Genomic DNA, 25229 nt, shown 5'->3' with positions numbered 1-25229 from the left:
CACCGCCTTCGGAATCGATGGGTTCCAGAAACGCTTTGTCAGCCAGAACGGCATCCACTTCGCCATTGCGGACGGCAGAGATCGTTTCATCCGGTGTCGCGTATTCCAGCAAGGTCGCACCTTCCATGGTGGTGACATAGCTGGCCTGGATAGTGCCCGATTGCGCCGCGATTACGCCGTTTTCAAGGTCAACCTCGCCCAATGCCAGAAAGGCGGAAGGATCGGGCTGTGTGTATGGGTCGGAAAACGCGATGACTTCGGCGCGTTCTTCGGTGATCGACATGCCCGCGATGATCGCATCATAATTGCCGGAGACGAGGTTCGGAATAATGCTGTCCCAGTCGGTGGTGACCCAGGTGCAGGTCAATTCGGCGCGCAGGCAGAGTTCATCACCCAGTTCCCGTTCAAACCCGTCGACTTCACCAGCATCGTTGATGAAGTTATACGGAGGGTAGGCACCCTCGGTCCCCAGGCGGATCACGTCCTGCGCCATGGCGGCGCTGCCCAGAAGGGCGGCAGTTACACTTGTCACGATCAGTTTGTTCATCTGGTTTCTCCCGTTAGATGATTTAAGCGGCTGTCGCGGACAGAAATCCGCGCAGACGGTCGGTTTTTGGGCTGCCGAACAGATCGGACGGCGCGCCTTGTTCTTCGATCACGCCTTGGTGCAGGAACACGACATGGTCGCTGACATCCGCTGCCAGCCGCATATCATGGGTGACAATAATCATGGTGCGGCCTTCGGCGGCCAGATCTTTGATCACGCGGATCACTTCCTGTTCCAGTTCGGGATCAAGCGCGCTGGTCGGTTCATCAAAGAGCAATGCCTTGGGTTCCATACAGAGCGCGCGCGCGATGGCGGCGCGTTGTTGCTGGCCACCGGATAGCTGTGCCGGATAAGCGTCGCATTTGTCGCCGATGCCGACCTTATTCAAATAGGCGCGCGCCGATGCCTCGACCTCGGCCTTGGGGCGTTTGAGGACGGTGACCGGCGCTTCCATCACGTTTTGAAGAATCGTCATATGCGCCCAGAGGTTGAATTGCTGGAACACCATCGACAGGTTCGTGCGGATGCGGATCATCTGCGCGTGATCGCCAGGGCGGCGGTTCAGGCCTGCGCCTTTCCAGGTCACAGCCTCGCCGCAGAACAACACATCGCCTTGCTGGCTGTCCTCAAGCAGGTTGGCGCAGCGCAGCAGGGTTGACTTGCCCGATCCCGACGACCCAATCAAAGACACGACATGTCCGGCAGGGGCGGTGATATCGACACCTTTGAGCACTTCAAGCGATCCATAGGATTTATGCAGGTCGCGGATTTCAATCACAGGGGTAGTGTTGGACACGGTGGGGCTTCTTTTCTTGTTCCGCTGCCGATTAGGCCCGGTTTTCGTGCCGTTTGCAACGCTTTGGTGACATCTGACCTTGCGTTATCCGCAAACTGCCCGCGGTTCGGGCGGCAGAGGGATATCATAAGCATCCGGCGAAAGCGCCACCACGCCGCGAAGGCCCAGGGTCTGGCGATGCCCGTCGGGCAAGGCTGCGACAGCTGCGGTGACGGCGTTCAGATAGGGCCCGGGGTCCTGTCCTGCGCGGGTGATCAACGTCATGCAGGGGCTTGCCGCGGTCGTCCCGATGACCCTGACCTGTGCTGTTGCGGGATCATCCTGCTGCGCCATCCGCCAAGTCTGGGCGTCGATGGTGGCGAAGTCGGCCTGACGTGTCGCGACAGCCGCGATGCTTGCCGCATGGCTGCCGGTCATCAGGGTTGTACTGAAAAGGCATCCCTGATCGGCGGCCCACTGTTGCGCCGCGCCATAGCCCGATTGCGACAGCAGCGCATTGGCCGCCATACGCGCGCCGTTCAGCAGGTCGGATTTATCCGCGACGGCGCTGTCGCGATGGACGATGAAGACGCTGTTGTAATATCCCGGCGCGCAGTCCGGCAGACCGTAATCCATCGCGGCAATCGCTGTCACCCGGTGGCGAAACAGCGCACGATAGGGCAGGTTGCAGATCTGGCCCAGCACCAGGTCAGGACGCGCCCAGCTTTCCTGAAAATCGATCGCATCATCCAGATCGTCGGGCGCAGGCAGGCCACGTCTTTGCAATTCGTCCCGGATCAGATGCCATAAGACCTGATGCGCCGCCCTGTTGGCAGGGCGGGCATACATCGGCAGGCTGGCGATCATGGGCGGCCTGCGCCGACCCGCAGCCGTGCTGCATTGCTGTCCTGATCCGACACGCCCAGCAAGGATGCGGTCATTCGCATCATGCTGTCTTCGGCATCGTCACGGATGTTGTCGGCCATGGCGACACGCCACAGCGCCTCGATCACAGCAAGGCGGTTGTCGTAATCCACCGCCTCTTTGATCGCGCGGGTGAAACGGACGGTGTCGGGGGCCTCGGATTCCAGCACTTCGCAATCGCGGCGCAGACTGGCGGCCTCGGTCTCGCTCAGGTCGTAACGGTCCATCAGCGTGTGGTCGATCTGGGCTTTCTCGGCTGGATCATAATTTCCGTCGGTGCGCGCGATACGTACCAGAAGCGCGCCAAGCGCCAGACGCGCGTCGGGGTCAGGAAGGGGCTGTGGGGCGGGGGCGGTCATGCGCCGGATCAGATCTGCAAACATGAGTGACACATAAGAGCTTTTGCGCGCAGAACAAACATCAATTCTGCTTGAGCTTGGTATCAAACAAGGTCGAAAGGCGCTGTGCCTCTTCGGCTAGACCATACGGCGGGTTCACGACGAAAAGGCCCGATCCCACCATCCGGTGGCCGGGCCGGGCAGGGGGAAAGCCGACTTCGTGGCGCAGGGCGTCCGGAAACGTGCCCTGCAGGGCGCGCAGCATCGGCAGATGCGGGCTGTCGGTCAGCAGCGGATACCACAGCACCAGAATGCCCACGCCCCATTTGCGATGCACCTTGGCCAGCAGGGGCGGGATCATTTCGTAATCTGTCTTGACCTCGAAACTGGGGTCGATCAGCATCAGGCCCCGGCGCGGGTCGGGCGGACAGACGGACAGCGCCATGCCAAACCCGTCGCGCTGCCGGAACACGCCGCCGTAAGGGGCCATATACGTGGCGAGCGCTGCATATTCCTGCGGATGCAGTTCAGAGAGTTGGATAGAGTCGATCACCCGCAGGCATTCCGCAGCGACAATCGGTGATCCGGGATAGGCATCAGTACCATATTTCGCACGGATACGCCCCAGAACGCGGGTATAGGGGTGGTCGGGGGTGAACCAGCTTTCGGCCATGGCGATGCCTTTCGCCGCCTCGCCTGTTTTAACTGCTGCCGGATCGGTCAGGTCGTAAAGCCCGCGACCGGCGTGCGTTTCCAGATAGGACAGAGCTTTGTCCTTTTGGGTCAGATAATCCAGCATCCACGCCAAAAGACTGTGTTTATGCACATCGGCCAGATTGCCGGCATGATAGGCGTGTTGGTAGGACAGCATGAACGAAACCTCTGGTTGGATATTCCTGTGCCTACCCTTGTGCGCGCGCGGTGCCAAGTCACTTGCCCTTGCGTGCGGCTCGTCTATCTGTGGAGGGAATGTTAACGAAAGGGAAATTATGCGTGGACTCATAATCGCGGCCGTGTGCTGCCCGACCTTGGCAATGGCGCAATCTGGCAATGAGGTTGGTGTGACCGTAGGTCTGGGCCTGCAGACGGCCCCGTCCTATTTCGGATCTGACAGCAATGACCTTGGCCCGACGGGCAGTTTCGCGCTGGATCAACTGGATTTCAACGGTCTGTCGCTGGGAAGTGGTGATGGCAGCGGTTTTGGCATTGGCGGGTCGCTGCGCTATATCGGCGCGCGCAAGGCATCTGATCACGGCGAACTTGAGGGGTTGGGCGATATCGATGCCGCGCTGGAACTGGGCGGTGGCCTGCGCTATGCCGCGCCGGGGTTCAGGGCATTCGCCAATCTGCGCTACGGTATCGGCGGGCATCAAAGCCTTGTCGGTGATCTGGGCGCTGATTTCATCGAACAGATCACGCCGCAATGGGAATTGCGCGCAGGCCCGCGTGCATTATGGGGCAGTGAAGATTATGCGCAGACCTATTTTGGCGTGTCCGCCGCCGACAGCCTGACCAGCGATTTCGCGCAATATGATGCAGGATCGGGGTTGGTCAGTGCCGGGGTAGCGGCGAGCCTTGGCTATCAGGTGACGCCCGACTGGGGTATCGTCGGATCGCTGCGGTACGATGAATTGCAGGGCGATGCCGCCAATAGCCCGATTGTGCAGAGCAAGGATCAGGTCACTGCGGGTATTGTCATCACGCGACGGGTGAATTTCAGCTTTTAGGCCCGGCAAAGGATAAAGTCCCCGCGCCACCTAGATAGGCGGCGCGGGAAAATCGTTTTACGGTTCCAGTTTGATGATCTCACCGGAATCGAGCGCGGTATAAAGGTTGCCGTCCGGCCCCTGAACGAGCGAGCGGAAACGACCCGGTTCCATAGGCAAAGTCATTTCTATCACGTCCAGCACCTCTGTCCCGGCAGAGTTGAGTGTCAGCACATCAATACGCTGACCAAGCGCCGTGCCGCCAAAGCCGATACCCATCAGGCCGACAACCAAAGCGCCGTCCCAGTCGCCCCATTGTTCGCCAGTCAGGAATTCGGCGGATGACGTGCCTTGGGAATAGCCATTGTTGTCCCAGATCGGCACCATCGCATCGGGATAGGTTTCGAGATCGGTCATCGGCATGAAGGCCGCGCGTTCATAGCGGTTCATCCCGTCCATCTGGTTGGGGCTGTAGCCGCAATAATCGTCGGGGCAATCCTCGCGTCCGGCCATGTCGGGTCGTGGGTCCCAGCCGCCATTGCCGCCATTGACCAGCACGGTGATTTCATCCGAATGCCACGGCCCATGTTCGGCCACGACAGGCGTGTTTGTTTCAGGGTGAAACGCGATGCCCTGGGTGTTGCGGTGGCCGTAGGTATAGATGCGCGGATCGAAACCATCGGGCGGCGTATTGCCTTCGGCGGCGTTGCCATCGGCGTCGATACGCAGCACCTTGCCGCCCATGCTGGTTGGACTTTGCGGAAGTTCAGCATTGTGATTATCGCCGGTCGTTACATAAAGAAAACCGTCGCCGGGGTTGAACCTAATCCGCCCGCCATTATGCGCGCCGGTATCGCCGAACGGGTGATCTGACGGATCGGTCTTGTAGGGGATATCGTCGACGATATCCGTGCGGTCAGCGACGGCGGTGAAATCATCGTTCACTGTCAGGCGCATGACGCGGTTGGTTTGGGGGTCCGACATTTCCGACAGCGAATAGACATAGACCCGGCGGTTGTCTTCGAAGTCGGGGTCGAGTGCGACGCCATTCATCCCGCCCTGTCCGTCGCAGAACAGATCGCTTGCACTGGTGTCATAGCCTTCGCTGTCTTTCATCCCGAGGAGGTTATTCACCTCGCCGGAGGGCAGCATGACCGACAGGCCAAGGCATTTTTCAGTAAAGAACATGGTGCCATCGTCAAGAAACGCCATGTCCCAAGGGTTGTCCAACCCTTCGAGCACATAAGTCGGTGTCAGACTGGTGGTATTCGTCTGGGCAAATACCGGTGCAGTCAAAGCTGTGGTTGCGACCAGTACGGTCGCGACCAGCGTGGCATTGCCTTTGGTGGTGTAGGGTTGCATGTCGTATCCTCCCTTTGATATTTCATGACTTTTCGCGGCGCACGCGTATCGCGGCGATCACGCAGCATCAGCATGATCCGTCACTGAAGATATGGCAACAGGATTCGAAATGGGATGCGCAGGGCGAAAATTTTTTAGGCGGAATCCCCGGTTGAGCGGATGTTGCGCAGGGCCTCACCGAATGCCCCGGCAAGAATGCCGGTCGGCAGTGCGATCAGCCCGATCCCTGTCAGCGCGGTCAATGCGGCAGCCGTTCTGCCAAGGAATGTGACCGGGACGATATCGCCGTACCCGACGGTGGTCAGGGTCGCGACGGACCACCACATAGCGCGCGGGATCGAGCCAAAATCCTCGGGCTGGCCCGCCTTTTCCGCAAGGTAAAGCGCAGTCGAGGACAGCAGCATCAATGCGAATGCCAGCACGATGCTAAAACCCAGCTCATACCGGCGCTGATAGATCGCCGATCCGATGACCTGCATCGCGACGGAATAGCGCCCCAGCCGTGCCAACCGAACAAGGCGGCTTGCACGCACCATCCGCAGAATGGCTGCCTCCAGCCCGAGGATCGGCAGCAAAAAGGACAAGACGACGAACAGGTCCACAAGGGCTGCAAAAGTCAGCATGTAATGGAAAGATGATATGTAGCGGGGATTGGCAGGGGCTGCATATACCCGCGCAAGGTATTCCATTGCAAATACCGCGAAGAATACAATCTGACTGAACACGAAACCACTGTGAAACCGGTCGGTCAGTGTTTTCTCGGTTTCAAGCACGCCGACAAGGATCGACAGGCAGATCAGATAGACAATTGCGGTATTCGTGCGCGACAATCCCTTCGCGGTCCGCATTGCAGGATCAAGTTCAAGAGAAAGTCTGTGTCTCAACATTTACGCCGCTCTACCATTTATCAAAGGCAGCGTAGCATGACGTTGTGATTGGGGCGAAGTGTAAAAGTTACACCACCGGACCACCTGAAAATGCCCATCTGGAAACGTCCCGAAGGTGGGCTACACCAACCGTGACATTTCCACCGCTGCGCGCACGAAATCGGCGAACAGCGGGTGCGGGGCGAAGGGTTTTGATTTCAATTCGGGGTGAAACTGGACCCCGATGAACCAGGGGTGGTCTTTCCATTCGACGATTTCGGGCAGTTTGCCATCAGGCGAAAGGCCCGAGAATTGCAACCCTGCCTTTTCCAGCACTTCGCGGTATTTGATATCGACCTCATAGCGGTGGCGGTGACGTTCTTCGATCGCGGTGCCGCCATAGATCGCGGCGACCTTTGATCCTTCGGTCAGGGTCGCGTTATAGGACCCCAGCCGCATGGTGCCGCCCTTGTCGTCGCCGGCGCTGCGCGCGATTGTATGGTTGCCCTGCACCCATTCTTTCAGGTGATAGACCACCGGTTCAAACCGTTTCGCGCCGAATTCGTGGTCGAATTCCTCTGATCCCGCACGGTCAAGCCCCGCGACATTGCGCGCGGCTTCGATCACGGCCATCTGCATGCCAAGGCAAATTCCCAGATAGGGGATCTGCTTTTCGCGGGCGAATTGCGCCGCCTTGATCTTGCCTTCGGTGCCGCGTTCGCCAAAGCCGCCGGGGACCAGAATGGCGTGATAGCCCTCCAGATAGGGTGCTGCGTCTTCGCGGTCGAAGAGTTCGGCATCGACCCATTCGATCTTGACCTTGACCCGATTGGCCATGCCGCCATGCGTCAGCGCCTCTGCAATCGATTTATAGGCGTCTTCGAGCTGGGTATATTTCCCGACGATGGCGACTTTTACATGGCCTTCGGGGTTGTGGATACGGTCGTAAACGTCATGCCACATAGCAAGGTTCGGCGCGGGCGCGGGTGAGATGTCGAAGGCATCCAGCACCGCCTGATCCAGACCCTGTTCATGATAGGCCAGCGGTGCCTCGTAGATGGATTTCAGGTCATAGGCGGCGACCACGGCATCCTTGCGCACGTTGCAGAACAGCGCGATCTTTTCGCGTTCCTTTTCGGGGATCGGATGTTCGGACCGGCAGACAAGGATATCGGGCGCGATCCCGATGGATTGCAATTCCTTGACACTGTGCTGGGTCGGTTTGGTTTTTAATTCGCCGGACGCCGCCAGATAGGGCAGTAGCGTCAAGTGCATGAAGATGCATTGGCCGCGTTTCTTGTCGTGGGAAAACTGGCGGATCGCCTCGAAAAACGGCAGGCCTTCGATATCGCCGACGGTGCCGCCGATTTCGCAGAGCATGAAATCAACCTCGTCATCGCCGATTTTCAGGAAATCCTTGATCTCGTTCGTGACGTGGGGGACGACCTGAATGGTCTTGCCCAGATAATCGCCGCGGCGTTCCTTTTCCAGCACGTTGGAATAGATGCGCCCGGAACTGACCGAATCCGTCTTGCGCGCGGGCACGCCGGTGAAGCGTTCGTAATGCCCGAGGTCGAGATCGGTTTCGGCGCCGTCATCGGTAACGAACACCTCGCCATGTTCAAATGGCGACATCGTGCCGGGATCGACGTTGAGATAAGGATCAAGTTTGCGCAGCCGCACCGAAAAGCCACGTGCCTGCAACAAGGCCCCAAGGGCCGCCGATGCCAGCCCCTTGCCCAAGGAAGACACAACGCCGCCGGTAATGAAAATGTAACGCGCCATAGGCGAATGCCCCCGTGAAAAGTCCAAGATTTGTGGGAAAGCGACCCGTTAAAATCGCATCATCACGGGATTTGACCCATAGTGGATTCTGCGCGGATGCGCAACCTCGTGACGCAAGATCATGTTGCTGACCGTTGCCGGTCAGCCATGCCTTGTGGTCAGTCGCCCGCTGGCAACAAAGGTTCTTCGGTAGCCGTTGGCGGCAACAGGCTGTCGCCCAGATCCGGCATTGGCACAGTTTCGCGCAGATCGGCACCGCCGACGCGGTCGGCAACCGATGAACCGGCGGTATTGCCTGCCGCGATCAGGGTCAGCGTGATGGATGTCGCGATAAAGGCTGCGGCGAGCATCCATGTGAATTTACTAATCGCCGAAGCCGGTGGCCTGCTGTTCGCCGTGCTGCCACCGCCGCCCATCCCAAGCCCACCACCTTCGGACCGTTGCAACAGAACGGTGCCGATCAGGCTTAACGCCAGGATCAGGTGGATGATAAGGACAACGTTTTCCATAATGGGCCTTTCGGGGCGTGAGCGCTTGGGCGTATCTAAAAGCTGTCTGGCCGCGCCGCAACCCCTTTGTCCGCCTGCGCACTATTCATCTGGGGTGTCGGGGGCGGCCAGCCGGTCGCGGACCTGTGCCCAGCTTTGGCCGATGGCCAGCATCAACGCGACCCCAAGCAGGATCAGCCATGTCGTCAGGGCGCGGTCCTGCAAGGTGATCAACCCCTGATCCGAAGCCAGCCAGATGATCGTGCCGATCACCGCAAGCCCGAGCGCAAAGCCATAAAGCCCGATGGACCGCAGGGTGGCGCGGATGAACAGGATAAACCCGACCAACAGCACCACGCCGAGGATTACAACGAGCGCCGGCTGGCTTTCATACTGCGCGGGACCCCAGCGCCAGAAATCCCGCCCGGTCGGGTTATAGGTCGCGGCCAGCAGGGCAAAGGCGAAAATCCAGCGGATGACGAATCTCATGTCTTTCCACTAGGCCGGGTGGTGCGTCGATGACAAGGGATCAGGCCGCGTCGCGGGTTTGCTGCGCGCGAACTTTGCGGTTTCGCGCGGGCGCGCGCATCGTTATAGGGGGCATGGGTCAAAACAAGGACAAGATGAATGGCAAATGTGGTGGTCGTCGGCGCACAATGGGGCGATGAAGGCAAAGGCAAGATCGTGGACTGGCTGTCCGAGCGGGCCGATGTCATCGCCCGTTTCCAAGGCGGCCATAATGCCGGCCATACGCTGGTCATCGACGGCACGGTCTACAAGCTGCACGCGCTGCCTTCGGGTGTGGTGCGGGCCGGTAAGCTGTCGGTCATCGGCAATGGCGTTGTGCTGGACCCCTGGCATTTGCTGAAAGAGATTGAGACTCTGCGCGCCCAAGGTGTGGAAATCACGCCAGAGACGCTGATGGTCGCGGAAAACACGCCGCTGATCCTGCCGTTTCATGGCGAACTTGACCGTGCGCGCGAAAACCAGAACAGCGTCGCCAAGATCGGCACCACCGGGCGTGGTATTGGGCCTTGTTACGAGGACAAGGTCGGCCGCCGTGTGATCCGTGTTGCCGATCTGGCGGATGATGCGACGCTGGAGCTGCGGCTGGACCGTGCGCTGGTGCATCACGATGCGCTGCGCCGGGGGCTGGGGCTGGACCCCATCGACCGCGACGCGGTACTGGCGCAATTGCGCGAAGTGGCACCGAAACTTTTGCCCTATGCGCAGCCGGTCTGGAAAGTGCTGAACGAAAAGCGCAAGGCGGGCAAACGCATCCTGTTCGAGGGCGCGCAGGGCGCGCTCCTGGATATCGATTTCGGCACTTATCCTTATGTCACATCGTCCAACGTGATCGCGGGGCAGGCGGCGACCGGTGTCGGCATGGGGCCGGGCGCGATTGATTTCGTGCTGGGGATCGTCAAGGCTTATACGACCCGCGTCGGTGAAGGGCCGTTCCCTACTGAATTGCACGATGCCGATGGCGAACGTCTTGGCACGCGCGGCCATGAATTCGGCACCACCACAGGGCGCAAGCGGCGTTGCGGTTGGTTCGATGCCTGCCTGTTGCGCCAGACCTGTGCGACATCAGGGGTCAATGGCATTGCGCTGACCAAGCTGGATGTGTTGGACGGTTTTGAGGTGCTGAAGATTTGCGTGGGTTATGACCTGGATGGCACCCGGCTGGACTATCTGCCGACGGCCGCGGACCAACAGGCGCGCTGCATCCCGATTTACGAAGAAATCGAAGGCTGGACCCAATCCACCGAAGGTGCACGATCCTGGGCTGATCTGCCCGCGCAGGCGATCAAGTATGTCCGCCGCATCGAAGAGTTGATCGATTGCCCGGTCGCCCTAGTTTCCACCTCACCAGAGCGCGAGGATACGATCCTTGTGACCGACCCTTTCGCTGATTGAGGCTGATGACCTATAAAAACCGCAAACGTCTGGCGCTGTTCGTATTGGTGGTTGGCCTGCCGATCTATATCGTCATCGCTGTCACCATTATGAGCCAGGCCAGCCGGTTTCCCAAAGTACTGGAATTCCTGACCTATGTCGTTCTAGGCATTGGTTGGGTATTTCCGCTGAAGTGGATTTTTGTCGGCATCGGCCAGCCTGACCCGAATGGTCAGGATCAACCCGCTCAGAAACCCAAGTGAATAGGGCGGTGTCGTACACCGCCTTTTTCCTTCAGCAGTGATTATCCACGCGCGGCCCGGTCATCCATGCGGAACCGCGTGTCCGGGGCGACCTGAAATCGGCCATTTTCCAGCTTGATAATACGTTCGTTCTGGACCAGCTTGCCGAAGGTCTGCAAACCGTCCTTGCGAGAAAAATCGCGCGGCATGGCGGATCGCACCAATCCCATGATTTGTGGACGCGAAAAGTCAGCCTGCCTGGTGACGAATGTCGTATACGCGGCGGCTGCTTCAAACATTTCTGCCATGCCGGCGGCGTTATGATTGTGCGCGAAATCCGCAAAGCTGACGGGTTTCGCTTGGCTGGTATCGACCTTGGAAGCAATTTCACGCAGCCGCGAACTGGCCGCGCTATCGGCCTTGGCCGGGCTGACAATCCGTTGCGAGGCGACCAGCCGCAAAGGCGGCAGGGACGCCTGCGGGGCAGGTGATCGAGCTTCCTCATCGCTGGCGTCAAGATTATCTTCGTCATTCAGATCGTCTGATTCATCATCGACATCTGATGCAAACATAGAGCGATTATGTTCTTGCGCAGAAATTTCGCCCAAATCATGGCGGAAAATCTCACTCAGCCGTTCTCTGGGGGCGCTGCCCTCACCCAATTGACGCGCTGCCTCGGTTGCGGCGACCGCCGCCTTGAGCTGGGCAATGGAATCGTGTTGGCGACGCGTTTCCGGCGTGTTCAGATGGGTATCGGTCTGCATGAGAATCCGGCTGACCGCTGCATCCGTCGCGCGCGTCAGTTCCTGGCGCTTGTTGCGATCATCGATCTGGCGTTCAACCTCTGCCAGTTCGTCGTGCAGGTTCAGGCTTCGAGATTGCACAATGTTCGCGAGGGTCAGTTCATCGTCGTGGGGGTCTGCCGCGCTATCGATTTCCTGTGAATCATCTTCTTCGGTGGCGGTGATCGCGGTTTCTGTGTGGTCAACGCCATCAAGCATTTCCAGATCTTCCAGATCCTCTTGCTGGATGGAGTCGTCATCCGGGTCGCCCCATTGATCTGCCGTGGGATCGGTAGTCTCGCTCTCTGCTGCGATCCCAGCCTCGCGCGATGCCTCTGACGCGTTGCGCTGTGCAAGGGCGGCGAGCCGTGCAGACAAAGGGTTTACGTGATCTGTGGCATGGTTCGTCGTCTCGGGCAGGTCATCCATGGCGTCGTCCTGCGCCTCCGAAGGCACACCATTCGAGACAACGTCACGGATGCGCTGCATTTTTGCGGCGACGCTGTCGGTGTCTTCTACCGCATCATCGGCACCATCAGCATCCTCGTCCGATTTGAAATGCTGCTCCGGGCTTGTATCATCCTCTTGCAGGGCATCCGACATTTCCGTTTCGCCGCCCTGATCCGCGATCGCCGGGGGCGGCATCCGCAAAGGTAGATGTCCTTCCCCGGTCGCCGCTTCATGCGAAAGGCGCAGGCTGATCTTGCCCTCATGCAATGTGCCGTCGACGTCACCGTCGTGACCTTCGCTTGTCAGCGTTGCGAGTGCAGCGATATCTGCGTCCTGTGGCGGCACGTCGGATGCACCGACAAAGGCCGCGTTATCGCGAAAGTATGTGGCAACCTGTTTCAACGTCGCGACGCTGTCATCGAAACCTTCAAGACGGCAAGAGAACGTGCCATAAGTCACGTCAAGTATCTGTCTTTGATCGCGCATCCGAAAGTTTCCTATTCCAGTGACGGGGTTCATAGCCGCTCAATCATCTTACACAAATATTACACCGATGTGTTGCCGATTCTGCATGGAAATGTGTTCGTATTTGGGAACCATCGTGAATTAGGTCGATTATCATGAAAAATGAACCGATTGTGGTTAGCAAGACGGCAATCTGCTTTGTGGGCGGCGCTGCGGTTGCAGATACGGCATTTTCGGCGGTGGCACCATTGGTCGCGGCCTATGTCGGGGTGGACGGCGGGGCCGATCACTTGCTGGACCGCGACATAATGCCCAAGGCGGTGATCGGTGACATGGACAGCCTGTCAGAGGCGGCGCGCGACCGGTTTTCTGACCTTCTGTGCCATGTCGCCGAACAGGAAAGCACCGATTTCGAAAAGGCGCTGACACGGGTCGCGGCCCCGCACATCATCGCGCTGGGATTTACCGGCGGTCGGATGGATCATGCGCTGTCGGTGCTGAACGTGATGGCCCGTCATTTGCATCGTACCGTGTTACTGGTCGATGCCGATGACGTGTCCTATCTGGCGCCGCAGGGTGACAGCGTCATCACCATGTCCGCGGGCGCGCGGGTGTCACTGATGCCCTTGGGGGATGTGCATGCCTCGGTCTCGGGGGTCAGATGGCCCTTTACCGATTGGGCACTGAATCCAACCGGGCGCAATTCCGCCTCTAACATGGCGATGGGCGGTCCGGTGCGGATATCAGCCCAAGGTCCGCTTTTGGTCACACTGCCGCTGGCACATCTGGTGGAGGCTGTGACAAACGGCGTTCGCGTACAATGACATAAAGCCCCGCCGCAATCGTGATGCAGATCCCGAGCGCCGCCAGGCCATTCGGCAGGTCGCGAAAGATCAGCCAGCCCAGCAAGGTTCCCACCGGAATTTCAAGATATTGCATCGGCGCGAGGGTCGATGCGGGCGCGAACCGCAGGCTCCATGTCATGAACAGATGCGCCAGCGTGCCGATAACGCCAAGGGCCGCCACGAGCCCCCAGCCATAAAGGCCAAGTACAAAATTAAAATCCCCCCGTGCCACCGGAAGCAATACCAGCAGCGGCCCGACAATCAGAACCGCCTGTATGCCGCTGACCGCTTGCAGGCGGATTGGGTCCAGCGCGCGGGCGACGCGGCGTGTGACCATCATGAACAGCGCAAAGGCCAGTGCGACTCCCAAAGGCAAAAGCGCAGGCAGGCCGACATCGACAAAATTGGGCTGGATCACCAGCAAGGTGCCCAGAAACCCCACGGCGCAGGCTGCCATCCGGTGGCGTCCCACCTCTTCGCCCATGAAGAAATGCCCCAGAATCAGCATGATGAAGGGCATCACGAACACAATCGCCAGCGCATCCGCCAAGGGCAGATAACGCAAGGCCGAAAACATCAGCCCGATGCCCAGAATATGAAGCACGGTGCGGGTCAGCGTCAGACCCAGCAGGCCGGGCGGCAGCCGCAGGCTTTGCCCGCTGGCCCAGACCATAGGTGCCAGCATCACCGCCTGTATGGCAAAGCGCGCAAAGACCAGCACGCCAAGCGACACGACCCCGCCCAGCAGCTTTGCCACGCTGTCGCCCAGCGGGGCCAGTACGCAAAACACCAGCATCAAGAGAATGCCCAGAAAGGGCCGGTCTTCATTCATGGCGGCACGCTAGCGCGCTGCCGATGGCGTGACAATATCTGCCGCCAGCTAAATACAAACGCGCCAGAGACGTCCCCGGATATCTAACAATTGGGCACGTTCACCGCCAGGCCACCCAGCGCGGTTTCCTTGTATTTCACGCTCATGTCCGCGCCCGTCTGACGCATCGTTTCAATCGCGACGTCGAGCGCCACCAGATGCTGCCCATCGCCGCGCAGCGCCAGTGAGGCCGCCGACACCGCCTTGATCGCGCCAAGGCCGTTGCGTTCGATGCAAGGCACCTGCACCAGCCCTTTGACCGGATCGCAGGTCATGCCCAGATGATGCTCCAGCGCGATTTCGGCGGCATTCTCCACCTGTTCGGGCGAACCACCCAGCACCGCCGCCAGCCCTGCGGCGGCCATCGCGGCGGCGCTGCCGACCTCGGCCTGGCAGCCGCATTCAGCACCTGAGATCGAGGCATTGGTCTTGATCAACCCGCCCACCGCCGCCGCCGTCAGCAAAAACTCTGGCACGCGGGTGGCGGTCGCACCCGGCACATGATCCAACCAATAGCGGATCGTTGCAGGCACCACGCCCGCCGCGCCATTCGTGGGGGCTGTCACGACCTGCCCGCCGGCGGCGTTTTCTTCGTTCACGGCCATCGCATAGGTGGACATGTAATCGTTGATCGTATGGGGCGCTGTCAGGTTCAGCCCACGCTCGGCCAGCAGCGCGGTATAGATGCCCTTGGCGCGCCTGCGGACCTGCAGGCCGCCGGGCAGGATGCCGTCAGTTTGCAGCCCGCGATCGATACAGGCATTCATCACGGCCCAGATCCGCATCAGACCCTTGTCCAAATCCGCCCCGGACATGCGGGTCAGTTCATTGGCGCGTTTCATCTCGGCGATGGTCTTGTCGCTGGTTTGCGCCATCTGCAGCATCTGGGCGGCGGTGCGGAACGGGTAAGGCACGGCAGGCCCGGTGTCCGGCGTCTCGCCCGCAGCCAGTTCCTGTGCGGTCAAGACGAAACCGCCGCCGATGGAATAATAGGTCACTTCGGTGATCACATCGCCTTGGGCATCGACGCCGCGCAGGATCAGCCCGTTGGCATGGCCAGGCAGGGCAGGGCCGTAGTCGAAAATGATATCGCTGGCGGGATCAAAGCGCAGTGTGCCCAATCCTGCAGGCCGGACATTGCGCGCGTCCTTGATCCGGGCCAGTTCCGCCTCGGCCAGTGTCGCGTCGTAATCATCCGCACGCAGGCCCGCGAGCCCAAGAATGACTGCGCGGTCCGTGGCATGGCCCACGCCCGTAAACGCCAGCGATCCGTGCAGGGACGCGCGCAACCCCGTCACCGCAAAGGGCAGGGCGCGCAGATGGTCCAGAAACCGCGCCGCGGCAATTATCGGGCCGATCGTATGCGATGACGACGGCCCGATGCCGATCTTGAACATATCGAAGACGGATAGAAACATCATGTCACCTCTGGGTGAACGCTAGCGCATCCACCGCAAACCGGGTTGTCAAAAGCGACAGCCGCCCTGCGGGTTGCGGCAGTCGGTGAAATTGCGGCAATTGTGGTCTCGCACCTTGGGGCCAAAGCGCCTATAAGCACGCCAACAAAACGGAGCCTTGCCCATGATCACCAAACTGTCCCCGATCGACACCGCAAAATTCGTCGCGGCCAAGCAGGCGACCAGCTATGTGCAATCGGGCATGAAGGTCGGACTTGGCACCGGGTCTACCGCCGCGTGGCTTGTGCAATGTCTGGGCGAGATGGTCCGCGATCAGGGGTTGCGGATTAAGGGCGTGCCGACCTCCAACCGCACCGCAGAGCTTGCGCGCGACGCGGGGATCGAAATCATCAGTCTGGATGAGGCGAAATGGCTTGACCTGACAATTGATGGTACCGACGAATATGACAGCAACCTGAGCCTGATCAAAGGTGGCGGCGGCGCGCATCTGCGCGAAAAGATCGTGGCGACCGCGAGTGACAAGATGATCGTGATCGCCGATGCGTCTAAACAGGTGGCGACGCTGGGGGCCTTTCCGCTGCCGGTCGAGGTGCTGGGTTTCGGCATGCAGACAACGCAGAACCTGATCGCGGAAATGCTGATTTCCGCCGATGTGCTGGGTCATGAGATTACCCAGCGGATGCAGGGCGAGGCACCTTATGTATCGGATGAGGGGAATTTCATCCTTGATCTACACCTCAAGCGGATCGGCAATCCACGGCAATTGTCGCTTGATCTGAACCAGATCCCCGGCGTGGTCGAAAACGGTCTGTTCATCGATGTCTGCGATATCGTGATCACCGGGCACGGCAATGGCCGGGTAGAGCTGCGCGATATCATCAATGACACCCATGATACTGTGCAATTCGACGTGCAGGATGACGGTAATCTTTTTGCCGACATGGCAGAGTGAAGACGCGGACGGCGACCAGGGAAACGTGATGACTTTTGACTATGATCTTTTCGTAATCGGCGGGGGTTCGGGCGGGGTCCGCGCGGCGCGCGTGGCGTCAGCGACCGGTGCCAAAGTCGCGCTGGCCGAAGAATTCCGCATGGGCGGGACCTGCGTGATCCGGGGGTGCGTACCCAAGAAACTGATGGTTTTCGCATCCGGCTATGCCGAAATGTTCGATGATGCCCGTGCCTATGGCTGGGACGTCGAAGACGGTCCCTTCAACTGGCCGCGTTTCCGCACCCGGTTGCACAAGGAACTTGACCGGCTTGAAGGGATCTATCGCAAGCTGCTTGCGACGGCGGGGGTGGAAATCTTTGATGCGCGCGCCAGCCTCAAGGACGCGCATACCGTGACTTTGTCCACCGGCAAGGATGTCACTGCCAAGCATATCCTGATCGCCACCGGCGGCAGGCCCGTGCTGCCCGATATCCCGGGTGCAGAGCTTGGAATCACCTCGAACGATATTTTCCTGCTGAATGAATTGCCAAAATCGATCCTGATCATCGGCGGGGGGTATATCGCCTCGGAATTCGCGGGTATCCTTAATGGGTTGGGCGTCAAGGTCACGCAGTTTTATCGTGGTGCGCAAATCCTGCGCGGCTTTGACGATGAAGCCCGCGGGCTGGTCGCCGAAGGTATGCGTGACAAGGGCGTCAATCTGCATCTGGGCACCAATATCGTCGAAATGCGTGCCGCCACCGAGGACGATCTGAAAGGCGAAGGACTGAGCGCGCCGATTGAAGAAGGCAAACCCACTTCCGTCGCGTCGGGCAAACCGTCCAAGGGTATCTGGGTCAAGGCCACCAACGGCAAAGAAGCGATCTATGATCAGGTCATGTTCGCCACGGGCCGCGCGCCCAATACAGAAAATATGGGGCTGGATGCGGCCGGTGTGGAAACCGGGCGCCATGGCGAAATCATCGTTGATGATTACAGCCAGACCGCTGTCCCCTCGGTCTATGCTATCGGAGACGTGACCGACCGTGTCCAGCTGACGCCTGTCGCAATCCGCGAAGGCATGGCATTTGTAGAGACAGTGTTTAAAGGCAACCCGACAAAGACCGACTACAATCTGATCCCTTCAGCTGTGTTTACCCAGCCAGAGCTTGGCACAATCGGCCTGACCGAAGAACAGGCGCGCGACATTGAACCGGTCGAGATTTACTGCACGTCATTCAAACCGATGAACCATGCCTTTGCCGGACGCACAGATCGTGTCATGATGAAGCTGGTCGTCAGCAGAGAAACCCGCAAGGTTCTGGGTTGTCATATCGTCGCAGATCACGCAGGCGAGATGATCCAGCTGGCAGGCATCGCAATAAAAATGGGTGCCACAAAAGAAGACTTTGACCGCACTGTTGCCGTGCATCCGACCATGGCAGAAGAGCTGGTCACGATGAAGGATCCCGTCCGCAGTGCTTGAATTCGCGCTGGGGGGGCACACATGTCGAACAAGGCTCGCGCAGGCGGGCATGGCTGAAAGGAAGCATAGGGAAGAGATGACAGGAAATTCAGGAGGCCCTTGGGGCGGCGGCGGAAACAAAGGTGGCGGCAATGACGACGGTCGCAACGGCGGTGGCGGGCGCAGACCCGGCAACGACGGCCCCAACATCCCCGAGATTGACGATCTGGTCAACAAAGGCCGCGAACAATTGCGCGTCCTGATGGGCGGTGGCGGCAATCGTGGCAATGCAAACGGCACGGGCGGTGGCGGCAACGGGCCGAAACTGACGCGCGGGACGGTCGGGCTGGGTATTCTTGGTCTGGTGGCTTTGTGGCTGTTTGCATCCGTTTACACGGTCCGCCCGGAAGAACGGTCGGTCGAACTGTTCCTTGGCACCTATTACAAAACCGGTGAGCCCGGTCTGAACTTTGCCCCTTGGCCGATCGTCACCCGCGAAGTGCTCGCCGTGTCTACTGAGCGTACAATTGACGTGGGCGGGGGTGCAGGGCGTCGTGATCCGGGCCTGATGTTGACGGGCGATGAAAACATCGTTGATATTGATTTCCAAATCGTATGGAACATCATCGATCCGCAGCTTTATCTGTTTAGCCTCGCTGATCCACCCCAGACAATTGCGGCTGTGTCGGAATCTGCGATGCGCGAGATTATCTCGCAATCCGCGCTGGCTCCCATTCTGAACCGTGACCGTGGGGCGATTGCCGACCGGCTGCGCGATGATATTCAGGCCTCGCTTGATGGCTTCGAATCCGGGGTGAACATCATCCGTGTCAACTTTGACAAGGCGGATCCGCCGGAACCCGTTATCTCGGCTTTCCGTCAGGTGCAGGATGCGCGTCAGGAACGTGACCGTGTGCAAAACGTCGCCGACGCCTATGCCAACCGTGTAGTTGCGGAGGCGCGCGGTCAATCCGCACAGATCCTCGAACAGGCCGAAGGGTATCGTGCCCGGGTCGTGAACGAAGCGGTCGGTGAAGCCAGCCGTTTCACCTCCGTTCTTGCGGAATATGTGCAAGCGCCCGAGGTGACGCGCAAGCGGATCTATCTGGAAACGCTTGAAGGTGTGCTGGGTGACGTTGACATCATCATGATGGACGAAAATGCAGCGGGCAGCCAGGGCGTCGTGCCTTATCTGCCGCTCAATGAAATGCGGCGCACGCCCGTCGCAGCAGGAGGAAACAACTGATGCGGAAAACAGCTTTACTTATCCCCGCGTTGGTCGTGATCGTCGTCATCGCGTTTTCGTCGATATTCATCGTTGATGAACGCGAAAAGGCGCTGGTGCTTCAGTTCGGTCAGATTGTCTCGGTGAAGGAGGAACCCGGTCTGGGTTTCAAGATTCCGTTGATCCAGGAGGTCGTGAAATACGATGACCGTATCCTCAGCCGTGATCTGGAACCGATCGAGGTGACACCCGCCGATGACCGTCGTCTGGTCGTGGATGCATTCGCCCGTTTTCGGATTGCCGATGTCGAACAATTCCGCCGCGCCGTCGGTGCGGGTGGCTTGCCTGCTGCGTCGCAGCGGCTTGACAGCATCCTGCGAGCCGGCACGCGTGAAGTGCTGGGTTCCGTGTCTTCGAACGACATTCTGTCCACTGATCGTGCGGCACTGATGCTGCGCATCCGTAACGGTGCCATTACCGAGGCCCGGTCTTTGGGTCTTCAGGTGCTCGACGTGCGGCTGAAGCGGACTGATCTGCCGGAAGCCAACCTGAACGCGACCTATGAGCGGATGAAGGCGGAACGCGAGCGTGAAGCTGCCGACGAAATCGCCCGTGGTCGCGAAGCGGCGCAGCGTATTCAGGCGCAGGCCGATCGGACCGTGATCGAACTGGTGTCCGAGGCGGAACGCGAATCCCAGATCATTCAGGGTGAAGCGGATGCTTTGCGCAACGAAATCTTCGCAACAGCCTTTGGCGAAGACCCGGAATTCTTTGAATTCTACCGTTCGATGACAGCGTATCAGCGTGCCCTCCAAGGCGGAAACACGATGATGGTTATGTCGCCTGAAAGCGAGTTCTTCAACTACCTGCGTTCTGCTGAAGGTGCGTCATCCTTGCGGGCAGCCGCCGGTGGCGACACGGGGACCGGCACGGTTGCGCCAACCCTGCCGCAGCCAGAAGATGAAGCCGCATTGCGCTGATTTTCTCAGCGTTCCGATACGAAAGGTCAGCCATAGGGCTGGCCTTTTGCGTTTGCCGGGGGGCAATGATCACTTGGCAGTGATGGGGATTGCGCTGGTCAATTCCCGCTTTAACTTGATGTTATGAATTTGGTGGGATGATCTGATGTCCCCACCTGACACGAGGGAGATTTCCGTGAGATCCAAGGTCGTTGCTATCGAACAAGACAAGGGTCGCCTGCGTATTATGGTGACCGCATTTTTCACCACGCTGTTAATGGCACTGGCGTTTGTCGTATTGCAGGCCAGTTCTGTTCTGTCACAGGAACGTCCGGCAACCTTTGCCGATCTGGCCGAACAGGTCAGCCCATCGGTGGTCAATATCACCACCAGCACGACGGTCGCAGGGCGGTTGGGGCCACAGGGCCTCGTCCCCGAGGGATCACCCTTTGAGGAATTCTTCAATCAAGGACCGCGTGGTGGCCCGCAGCGGTCATCCGCGCTAGGGTCGGGTTTCGTGATCTCGGATGACGGTTTCATCGTGACCAACAACCACGTCATCGAAGGTGCCGATGAAATCCTGATCGAATTCTATTCCGGTGTCGAACTGCCTGCCGAACTGATCGGCACAGACCCGAATACCGATATCGCCGTCTTGAAGGTGGATGCCGTCAATCTGCCCTTTGTCAACTTTGGCAACAGCAATGGTGAAGGTGCGCGCGTCGGGGATTGGGTCATGGCGATGGGCAATCCGCTGGGCCAAGGATTTTCGGTGTCTGCCGGGATCGTTTCCGCGCGCAACCGTGCGCTGTCCGGCACTTATGACGATTACATTCAGACTGATGCAGCTATCAACCGTGGTAACTCGGGCGGGCCGCTGTTCAATATGGACGGCGAAGTCATCGGCGTGAACACTGCAATCCTGTCGCCAACGGGCGGGTCAATCGGCATCGGTTTTGCGATGTCGTCGGAAGTGGTGGTGAATGTCGTGGACCAATTGATCGAGTTCGGGGAAACGCGTCGTGGCTGGCTGGGTGTGCGCATTCAGGACGTGACGCCTGATATGGTTGCTGCCATCGACGGATTAGACGGTGCGCGCGGTGCGCTGGTCACCGACGTGCCCGCTGGTCCGGCAGAGGATTCGGGGATGATGTCAGGCGATGTCATCCTGATCTTCGACGGAATCGAGATTGAGGATACCCGCGAACTGGTGCGTATCGTCGGCAATTCCCCCGTGGGAAAAGAGGTGCCGGTCACCGTTCTACGCGAAGGTGATATGGAAGAATTGACCGTCGTTCTTGGACGCCGTGAAACATCAGAGGCTGTGGCCTTCCCCGCCGCCGCCCCGGAAGAAGCTCCGGGCGAGCCGTCCGAGATTTTGGGCCTGTCCCTGTCGCCGATCACACCAGAGCTGAGCGAGCAATTTTCGCTGACGGTAGAACAGGGGTTGGTGATCACAGGGATTTCCCCTGATTCTGATGCAGCGTCTAAAGGCCTGATCGAAGGGGATGTCATCACCGAAGCGTCGCGCCAGCCGGTCAGTTCGGTCGCTGATCTGAAGGAGCAGATCGACCTTGCGATCGAAGCGGGCCGAACATCCGTCCTGATGCTTGTCCGTCGCGGCGGTGATCCACGGTTCGTGGCGCTGGTCTTGGAAGAGTAAGCTTGCCGGCCAAGTATTGTGGAAGCGGCGGTCCGGCGGGCCGCCCTTTTCACGCGTAAATCGGCACCTTTGCCGCAAGGGCGGCCTTGCGCGCCATTCCATCGGTGCGATGGTATCCGCCGCCAAAATCCGTGTTGCCGTTGCTGGGTGTCCTCCGTGGCTTTGTCGCAAGGCCCCATCCGGCGTCGCGGATAATCATGTTCGATGCGCCTGCACCGCAACCTGTCGGGCCGATCTACGCACCAGGCAAAGACTTTGTGCAATGCTGCGGGCGTTTGGGGAATCCGCCGTGATCGACGCTGTTCAAATCCCGCGTGGCTAAGTACGGTCAGCGAAAGATCCAGTGCGGGACCCCAGACATGCCCATTGAACCGATCACCCTTACCGGCAAATATGTCACCCTTGCCCCGCTTGCGCGCGATCATCACGACAGTCTTGTCGCGGCGGTGCAGGACGGTGCGCTGTGGCAGCTTTGGTATACTTCCGTGCCCGCGCCAGATGCGGTAGCGGCAGAGATTGACCGGCGCCTGACATTGCAAGCGGCGGGGGCCATGCTGCCCTTCACCGTGAGTTCGAATAGCACGGGGCAAGTGGTGGGCATGACCACCTATATGAATATCGACACTGCCAGCCCGCGTTTGGAAATCGGGTCCACCTTCTATGCCAAAAGCGCGCAGCGCACGCCGCTGAACACCGAAGCCAAATTGCTGCTTTTGTCGCATGCCTTCGACACCCTCGGCTGCCTCGCGGTCGAGTTCCGGACCCATTTCATGAACCAGCAAAGCCGGCGCGCGATCGAACGGCTGGGGGCCAGGCTGGATGGTATCCTGCGCCAGCATATGCGCCTGCCTGATGGCAGCCTGCGTGACACCTGCGTCTATAGCATCATCGCGTCGGAATGGCCCATGGTCCGTCGCGCGCTGGCGTGGAAGCTGGACCAATATAGCGTCGCGTGACCGCGCTGCCTGCGGCAAGATTTACGCTGGCCCCGGCCCATGTCGTGATTTAGGAACGCAGAGAACGCTTATCTCACTACAGGGGACCGAAAGAATGGCGAAAATTACCTATGTCGAACATGGCGGCAAAGAACATGTTGTCGATGTGCCCAATGGCCTGACCGTGATGGAGGGCGCGCGCGACAATGGCGTCCCGGGGATCGAGGCTGACTGCGGCGGTGCCTGCGCCTGTTCGACCTGCCATGTCTATGTCGATGACGCATGGGTGGATAAACTGCCCGCCAAGGACGCGATGGAGGAGGATATGCTGGATTTCGCCTTTCAGCCCGATCCGGTCAAATCGCGCCTGACCTGTCAGTTGAAAGTCAGCGATGCGCTGGACGGTTTGCGCGTGCATATGCCTGAAAAACAGATCTAGGCCAGCATCGTGGCGACAGTGATCAGCAGCGCGACTTCGGTCAGCTGCTGAACCGCGCCCAGTATATCGCCCGTTTGTCCGCCGATCTTGGCCTTTGCGATCATGGCGCAGATCGCGGCGGCGGCAGCCGCCACGAAGATAAGCGCCAGATAGCCCGTGATCACCGCTGCCCCGGCACCCAGCCCGATGGCCAGCCAGGTCGTGCGCGCTGCAGGCCGCCCGACGGATCGTGACAGCCCGCCTTCGCGCGCGTGGGGCAGGGTGGCCATGACGCCAACCATGCTGGCGCGGCTCAGCCCGGCGATCACGATCAGCACCAGCGCAAAGCCGCCGATGCCCGCGATCGCTACCAGCCCCAGCCAGCGCAACAATAGCGCCAGCGACAGGGCAATCACGCCATAGCTGCCGATATGACTGTCTTTCATGATGGCCAGCCGACGCGCCTTATCCCAGCCGCCCCAAAGCCCGTCCGCAGAATCTGCGAGACCGTCTTCATGCATCGCACCCGTCAACACCACCGCCAACGCCAGTACCAATGCTGCGCTGATCGCTGCAGGCACGCCCAGCCACAAAAGCAGCGCCAGCGTCACCGCCTGTTTCAGCCCGATCACCATGCCCGCCAGCGGATAGGCCCAGGCCGCCGCCGCGCCGCGCGTGGTTGCCTTTTCGCCATCCACGCGCACTGGCAACCGTGTCAGTAGCCCAAGCGCCGCTGGCAGGTCGATCGCGGCGCATAGCCTTGTGTCGGAATTGGTCACTGCGATGCCCCTTGCGGCTCTTTCCATCTGTGATCTGATCGTTAGACAGTGAGAGCAACTTTCGCAACGAGGACCTGATGCCCGCACCTTTCACCACCCTGTCCGATTTCCGCAATATGCTGGTACAGATGCCCGGTTCTGAAGCCGTGGCGATTGCGCAGGCAACCACGCGCAACGGACAATTGACCAAGCCGCCAGGTGCTTTGGGCCGGTTGGAGGACTTGGCAATCTGGTATGCTGGCTGGCGTGGTGATCCACGCCCGGTGATCGCAGCGCCGCAAGTGATTATCTTTGCGGGCAATCACGGCGTCTGTGCGCAGGGCGTTTCCGCTTTTCCGGCAGAGGTGACGGCGCAGATGGTTGCGAATTTTGAACATGGCGGCGCGGCGATCAACCAACTGGCCAAGGCGATGGGGGCACGGATGGATGTGCATGCCTTGTCGCTTGACCGACCGACGCAGGATTTTACCCAAGGCCCGGCGATGACCGAAGCGGAATTGCTGTCTGCGTTGAATATCGGCTGGAACGCGGTTGACCCGCAGGCGGATCTTTTGGTGACGGGCGAAATGGGCATCGGCAACACGACGTCGGCGGCAGCGCTGGCGGCCGCATTGTTCGGTGGTACCGGCGCCGATTGGGCGGGGCGCGGCACCGGCGTGGATGATGCGGGGCTTGCGCGCAAGGTGGCTGCGGTGGATGCGGGCCTTGCCTTACATGCACCCGCAGACCCGCTGGCGGCGCTGCGCTGTCTGGGCGGGCGCGAACTGGCTGCGATGGCCGGCGCCATGGCGGCAGCGCGGTATCACCGTATTCCGGTGATCCTTGACGGTTTCATCTGTACGGCAGCAGCGGCAGTGCTGGACCGTTTGCAGCCGGGTGCGCTGGATCACGCCGTAGCTGGACATCTGAGCGTCGAGGGCGCGCATCAGCGGCTGCTGGATGCTTTGGGTAAGGTGCCGTTACTGTCGCTTGGCCTGCGACTGGGCGAAGGATCGGGCGCTGCATTGGCGATCGGCGTGCTGCAAAGTGCGGTTGCCTGCCATTCCGGCATGGCCAGCTTTGCCGAAGCAGGCGTCAGCGACGCCTGATCC

General features: G+C 59.8%; 27 protein-coding genes. 12 read left to right on the top strand and 15 right to left on the bottom strand.

The genetic code is table 11. From position 1 onward, the window contains the following. The 5 genes from ACK4TM_RS05575 to rlmJ all read right to left on the bottom strand — a co-directional run. On the bottom strand, positions 1–547 hold a 547-nt coding region (locus tag ACK4TM_RS05575), incomplete at its 3' end, for a transporter substrate-binding domain-containing protein (RefSeq protein WP_409697991.1). 22 nt (positions 548–569) lie between these two features. Beyond that, positions 570–1343 (bottom strand): ABC transporter ATP-binding protein, encoded by a 774-nt coding sequence (locus tag ACK4TM_RS05570; protein WP_409697988.1) that lies wholly within the window; start codon positions 1341–1343, stop codon positions 570–572. Between the two features lie 84 nt (positions 1344–1427). Continuing rightward, positions 1428–2189: a phosphate/phosphite/phosphonate ABC transporter substrate-binding protein gene (locus ACK4TM_RS05565; RefSeq protein WP_409697985.1), complete on the bottom strand. Its 762-nt coding sequence runs from the start codon at positions 2187–2189 to the stop codon at positions 1428–1430. Further along, entirely contained in the window at positions 2186–2629 is a 444-nt protein-coding gene (locus ACK4TM_RS05560) for a TerB family tellurite resistance protein (RefSeq protein WP_409697982.1), read from the bottom strand. Before ACK4TM_RS05560 ends, ACK4TM_RS05565 begins: the two co-directional genes overlap by 4 nt. A gap of 37 nt (positions 2630–2666) precedes the next feature. Beyond that, positions 2667–3455, bottom strand: coding sequence for a 23S rRNA (adenine(2030)-N(6))-methyltransferase RlmJ (gene rlmJ, locus ACK4TM_RS05555; protein WP_409697979.1), 789 nt, complete (start codon positions 3453–3455; stop codon positions 2667–2669). Positions 3456–3573: 118 nt separating this feature from the next. On the opposite strand from rlmJ, the gene ACK4TM_RS05550 reads away from it, so the two are divergent. Next, the gene (locus tag ACK4TM_RS05550) at positions 3574–4311 is read left to right on the top strand and encodes a MipA/OmpV family protein (protein WP_409697976.1); all 738 of its coding nucleotides are present in this window, start codon (positions 3574–3576) and stop codon (positions 4309–4311) included. A gap of 57 nt (positions 4312–4368) precedes the next feature. Here the strand turns inward: ACK4TM_RS05550 and ACK4TM_RS05545 are convergent, their stop codons facing one another. From ACK4TM_RS05545 to ACK4TM_RS05525, 5 genes are all read right to left on the bottom strand, one after another. Beyond that, a complete protein-coding gene (locus ACK4TM_RS05545; protein WP_409697973.1) occupies positions 4369–5652 on the bottom strand; it encodes a PQQ-dependent sugar dehydrogenase in 1284 nt (427 codons plus the stop codon). A 134-nt stretch (positions 5653–5786) separates the two neighbouring features. Then, positions 5787–6500, bottom strand: coding sequence for an ion transporter (locus tag ACK4TM_RS05540; protein WP_409697970.1), 714 nt, complete (start codon positions 6498–6500; stop codon positions 5787–5789). Positions 6501–6659: 159 nt separating this feature from the next. Beyond that, positions 6660–8303, bottom strand: coding sequence for a CTP synthase (locus tag ACK4TM_RS05535; RefSeq protein ID WP_409697967.1), 1644 nt, complete (start codon positions 8301–8303; stop codon positions 6660–6662). Between the two features lie 158 nt (positions 8304–8461). Next, a complete protein-coding gene (gene secG / locus ACK4TM_RS05530; protein WP_409697964.1) occupies positions 8462–8812 on the bottom strand; it encodes a preprotein translocase subunit SecG in 351 nt (116 codons plus the stop codon). Between the two features lie 81 nt (positions 8813–8893). After that, entirely contained in the window at positions 8894–9280 is a 387-nt protein-coding gene (locus ACK4TM_RS05525; RefSeq protein WP_409697961.1) for a DUF6524 family protein, read from the bottom strand. Between the two features lie 138 nt (positions 9281–9418). Here ACK4TM_RS05525 and ACK4TM_RS05520 point away from each other — a divergent pair, with 138 nt between their 5' ends. Both ACK4TM_RS05520 and ACK4TM_RS05515 read left to right on the top strand, forming a co-directional pair. Next, the gene (locus ACK4TM_RS05520; RefSeq protein WP_409697958.1) at positions 9419–10711 is read left to right on the top strand and encodes an adenylosuccinate synthase; all 1293 of its coding nucleotides are present in this window, start codon (positions 9419–9421) and stop codon (positions 10709–10711) included. Positions 10712–10716: 5 nt separating this feature from the next. After that, complete coding sequence (locus ACK4TM_RS05515; RefSeq protein ID WP_409697955.1) at positions 10717–10953, top strand: DUF2842 domain-containing protein; 237 nt, start codon at positions 10717–10719, stop codon at positions 10951–10953. 41 nt (positions 10954–10994) lie between these two features. On the opposite strand, the gene ACK4TM_RS05510 is transcribed toward ACK4TM_RS05515, so the two are convergent. Then, positions 10995–12650, bottom strand: coding sequence for a hypothetical protein (locus ACK4TM_RS05510; protein ID WP_409697952.1), 1656 nt, complete (start codon positions 12648–12650; stop codon positions 10995–10997). A 134-nt stretch (positions 12651–12784) separates the two neighbouring features. Between ACK4TM_RS05510 and ACK4TM_RS05505 the strand changes: the two genes are divergently transcribed. Next, a complete protein-coding gene (locus ACK4TM_RS05505; RefSeq protein ID WP_409697949.1) occupies positions 12785–13453 on the top strand; it encodes a thiamine diphosphokinase in 669 nt (222 codons plus the stop codon). Here the strand turns inward: ACK4TM_RS05505 and ACK4TM_RS05500 are convergent. Further along, positions 13395–14306: a DMT family transporter gene (locus ACK4TM_RS05500; protein WP_409697946.1), complete on the bottom strand. Its 912-nt coding sequence runs from the start codon at positions 14304–14306 to the stop codon at positions 13395–13397. The two genes, ACK4TM_RS05505 and ACK4TM_RS05500, sit on opposite strands and share 59 nt — an antisense overlap. 83 nt (positions 14307–14389) lie before the next feature. After that, positions 14390–15763: an L-serine ammonia-lyase gene (locus tag ACK4TM_RS05495; RefSeq protein WP_409698000.1), complete on the bottom strand. Its 1374-nt coding sequence runs from the start codon at positions 15761–15763 to the stop codon at positions 14390–14392. Between the two features lie 163 nt (positions 15764–15926). Between ACK4TM_RS05495 and rpiA the strand changes: the two genes are divergently transcribed. The 5 genes from rpiA (at position 15927) to ACK4TM_RS05470 (ending at position 22006) form a co-directional block, all read left to right on the top strand. After that, a complete protein-coding gene (gene rpiA / locus ACK4TM_RS05490) occupies positions 15927–16715 on the top strand; it encodes a ribose-5-phosphate isomerase RpiA (protein ID WP_409697943.1) in 789 nt (262 codons plus the stop codon). A gap of 28 nt (positions 16716–16743) precedes the next feature. Then, entirely contained in the window at positions 16744–18180 is a 1437-nt protein-coding gene (locus tag ACK4TM_RS05485) for an FAD-dependent oxidoreductase (protein WP_409697940.1), read from the top strand. A 76-nt stretch (positions 18181–18256) separates the two neighbouring features. Then, entirely contained in the window at positions 18257–19405 is a 1149-nt protein-coding gene (hflK, locus tag ACK4TM_RS05480; RefSeq protein ID WP_409697937.1) for an FtsH protease activity modulator HflK, read from the top strand. Further along, positions 19405–20364 carry a protease modulator HflC gene (hflC, locus tag ACK4TM_RS05475; RefSeq protein ID WP_409697935.1) on the top strand — a complete coding sequence of 320 codons (960 nt, stop codon included), beginning with the start codon at positions 19405–19407 and terminating at the stop codon, positions 20362–20364. The genes hflK and hflC overlap by 1 nt, the downstream gene beginning before the upstream one ends. Before the next feature lie 226 nt (positions 20365–20590). Beyond that, positions 20591–22006, top strand: a complete 1416-nt coding sequence (locus ACK4TM_RS05470; protein ID WP_409697997.1) for a Do family serine endopeptidase — start codon at positions 20591–20593, stop codon at positions 22004–22006. Positions 22007–22055: 49 nt separating this feature from the next. Here ACK4TM_RS05470 and ACK4TM_RS05465 read toward each other — a convergent pair whose 3' ends face one another. After that, positions 22056–22205 (bottom strand): hypothetical protein, encoded by a 150-nt coding sequence (locus tag ACK4TM_RS05465; protein ID WP_409697933.1) that lies wholly within the window; start codon positions 22203–22205, stop codon positions 22056–22058. 160 nt (positions 22206–22365) lie between these two features. On the opposite strand from ACK4TM_RS05465, the gene ACK4TM_RS05460 reads away from it, so the two are divergent. Further along, complete coding sequence (locus ACK4TM_RS05460; protein ID WP_409697930.1) at positions 22366–22962, top strand: GNAT family N-acetyltransferase; 597 nt, start codon at positions 22366–22368, stop codon at positions 22960–22962. 94 nt (positions 22963–23056) lie between these two features. Continuing rightward, positions 23057–23380 carry a 2Fe-2S iron-sulfur cluster-binding protein gene (locus ACK4TM_RS05455; RefSeq protein WP_409697927.1) on the top strand — a complete coding sequence of 108 codons (324 nt, stop codon included), beginning with the start codon at positions 23057–23059 and terminating at the stop codon, positions 23378–23380. On the opposite strand, the gene ACK4TM_RS05450 is transcribed toward ACK4TM_RS05455, so the two are convergent. Continuing rightward, positions 23377–24165, bottom strand: a complete 789-nt coding sequence (locus tag ACK4TM_RS05450; RefSeq protein WP_409697924.1) for an adenosylcobinamide-GDP ribazoletransferase — start codon at positions 24163–24165, stop codon at positions 23377–23379. The genes ACK4TM_RS05455 and ACK4TM_RS05450 overlap by 4 nt on opposite strands. 50 nt (positions 24166–24215) lie before the next feature. On the opposite strand from ACK4TM_RS05450, the gene cobT reads away from it, so the two are divergent. Then, the gene (cobT, locus tag ACK4TM_RS05445) at positions 24216–25226 is read left to right on the top strand and encodes a nicotinate-nucleotide--dimethylbenzimidazole phosphoribosyltransferase (RefSeq protein WP_409697921.1); all 1011 of its coding nucleotides are present in this window, start codon (positions 24216–24218) and stop codon (positions 25224–25226) included. The last annotated feature ends 3 nt before the right edge of the window (positions 25227–25229 follow it).

The organism is Yoonia sp. (assembly GCF_046292185.1).
Taxonomy (GTDB): domain Bacteria; phylum Pseudomonadota; class Alphaproteobacteria; order Rhodobacterales; family Rhodobacteraceae; genus Yoonia.
Note: the sequence above shows the minus strand (reverse complement) of the source record. Positions and strands in the feature narration are given on the sequence as shown.

Bases quoted from the DNA above. Each gene is read 5' to 3' on its own strand.
- ACK4TM_RS05565 (WP_409697985.1), bottom strand. From the start codon at position 2,189: ATGATCGCCAGCCTGCCGATGTATGCCCGCCCTGCCAACAGGGCGGCG.
- ACK4TM_RS05560 (WP_409697982.1), bottom strand. From the start codon at position 2,629: ATGTTTGCAGATCTGATCCGGCGCATGACCGCCCCCGCCCCACAGCCC.
- rlmJ (WP_409697979.1), bottom strand. From the start codon at position 3,455: ATGCTGTCCTACCAACACGCCTATCATGCCGGCAATCTGGCCGATGTG.
- ACK4TM_RS05550 (WP_409697976.1), top strand. From the start codon at position 3,574: ATGCGTGGACTCATAATCGCGGCCGTGTGCTGCCCGACCTTGGCAATG.
- ACK4TM_RS05545 (WP_409697973.1), bottom strand. From the start codon at position 5,652: ATGCAACCCTACACCACCAAAGGCAATGCCACGCTGGTCGCGACCGTA.
- ACK4TM_RS05540 (WP_409697970.1), bottom strand. From the start codon at position 6,500: ATGCGGACCGCGAAGGGATTGTCGCGCACGAATACCGCAATTGTCTAT.
- ACK4TM_RS05535 (WP_409697967.1), bottom strand. From the start codon at position 8,303: ATGGCGCGTTACATTTTCATTACCGGCGGCGTTGTGTCTTCCTTGGGC.
- secG (WP_409697964.1), bottom strand. From the start codon at position 8,812: ATGGAAAACGTTGTCCTTATCATCCACCTGATCCTGGCGTTAAGCCTG.
- ACK4TM_RS05525 (WP_409697961.1), bottom strand. From the start codon at position 9,280: ATGAGATTCGTCATCCGCTGGATTTTCGCCTTTGCCCTGCTGGCCGCG.
- ACK4TM_RS05520 (WP_409697958.1), top strand. From the start codon at position 9,419: ATGGCAAATGTGGTGGTCGTCGGCGCACAATGGGGCGATGAAGGCAAA.
- ACK4TM_RS05515 (WP_409697955.1), top strand. From the start codon at position 10,717: ATGACCTATAAAAACCGCAAACGTCTGGCGCTGTTCGTATTGGTGGTT.
- ACK4TM_RS05510 (WP_409697952.1), bottom strand. From the start codon at position 12,650: ATGCGCGATCAAAGACAGATACTTGACGTGACTTATGGCACGTTCTCT.
- ACK4TM_RS05505 (WP_409697949.1), top strand. From the start codon at position 12,785: ATGAAAAATGAACCGATTGTGGTTAGCAAGACGGCAATCTGCTTTGTG.
- ACK4TM_RS05500 (WP_409697946.1), bottom strand. From the start codon at position 14,306: ATGAATGAAGACCGGCCCTTTCTGGGCATTCTCTTGATGCTGGTGTTT.
- ACK4TM_RS05495 (WP_409698000.1), bottom strand. From the start codon at position 15,763: ATGTTTCTATCCGTCTTCGATATGTTCAAGATCGGCATCGGGCCGTCG.
- rpiA (WP_409697943.1), top strand. From the start codon at position 15,927: ATGATCACCAAACTGTCCCCGATCGACACCGCAAAATTCGTCGCGGCC.
- ACK4TM_RS05485 (WP_409697940.1), top strand. From the start codon at position 16,744: ATGACTTTTGACTATGATCTTTTCGTAATCGGCGGGGGTTCGGGCGGG.
- hflK (WP_409697937.1), top strand. From the start codon at position 18,257: ATGACAGGAAATTCAGGAGGCCCTTGGGGCGGCGGCGGAAACAAAGGT.
- hflC (WP_409697935.1), top strand. From the start codon at position 19,405: ATGCGGAAAACAGCTTTACTTATCCCCGCGTTGGTCGTGATCGTCGTC.
- ACK4TM_RS05470 (WP_409697997.1), top strand. From the start codon at position 20,591: ATGGTGACCGCATTTTTCACCACGCTGTTAATGGCACTGGCGTTTGTC.
- ACK4TM_RS05465 (WP_409697933.1), bottom strand. From the start codon at position 22,205: ATGATTATCCGCGACGCCGGATGGGGCCTTGCGACAAAGCCACGGAGG.
- ACK4TM_RS05460 (WP_409697930.1), top strand. From the start codon at position 22,366: ATGCCCATTGAACCGATCACCCTTACCGGCAAATATGTCACCCTTGCC.
- ACK4TM_RS05455 (WP_409697927.1), top strand. From the start codon at position 23,057: ATGGCGAAAATTACCTATGTCGAACATGGCGGCAAAGAACATGTTGTC.
- ACK4TM_RS05450 (WP_409697924.1), bottom strand. From the start codon at position 24,165: ATGGAAAGAGCCGCAAGGGGCATCGCAGTGACCAATTCCGACACAAGG.
- cobT (WP_409697921.1), top strand. From the start codon at position 24,216: ATGCCCGCACCTTTCACCACCCTGTCCGATTTCCGCAATATGCTGGTA.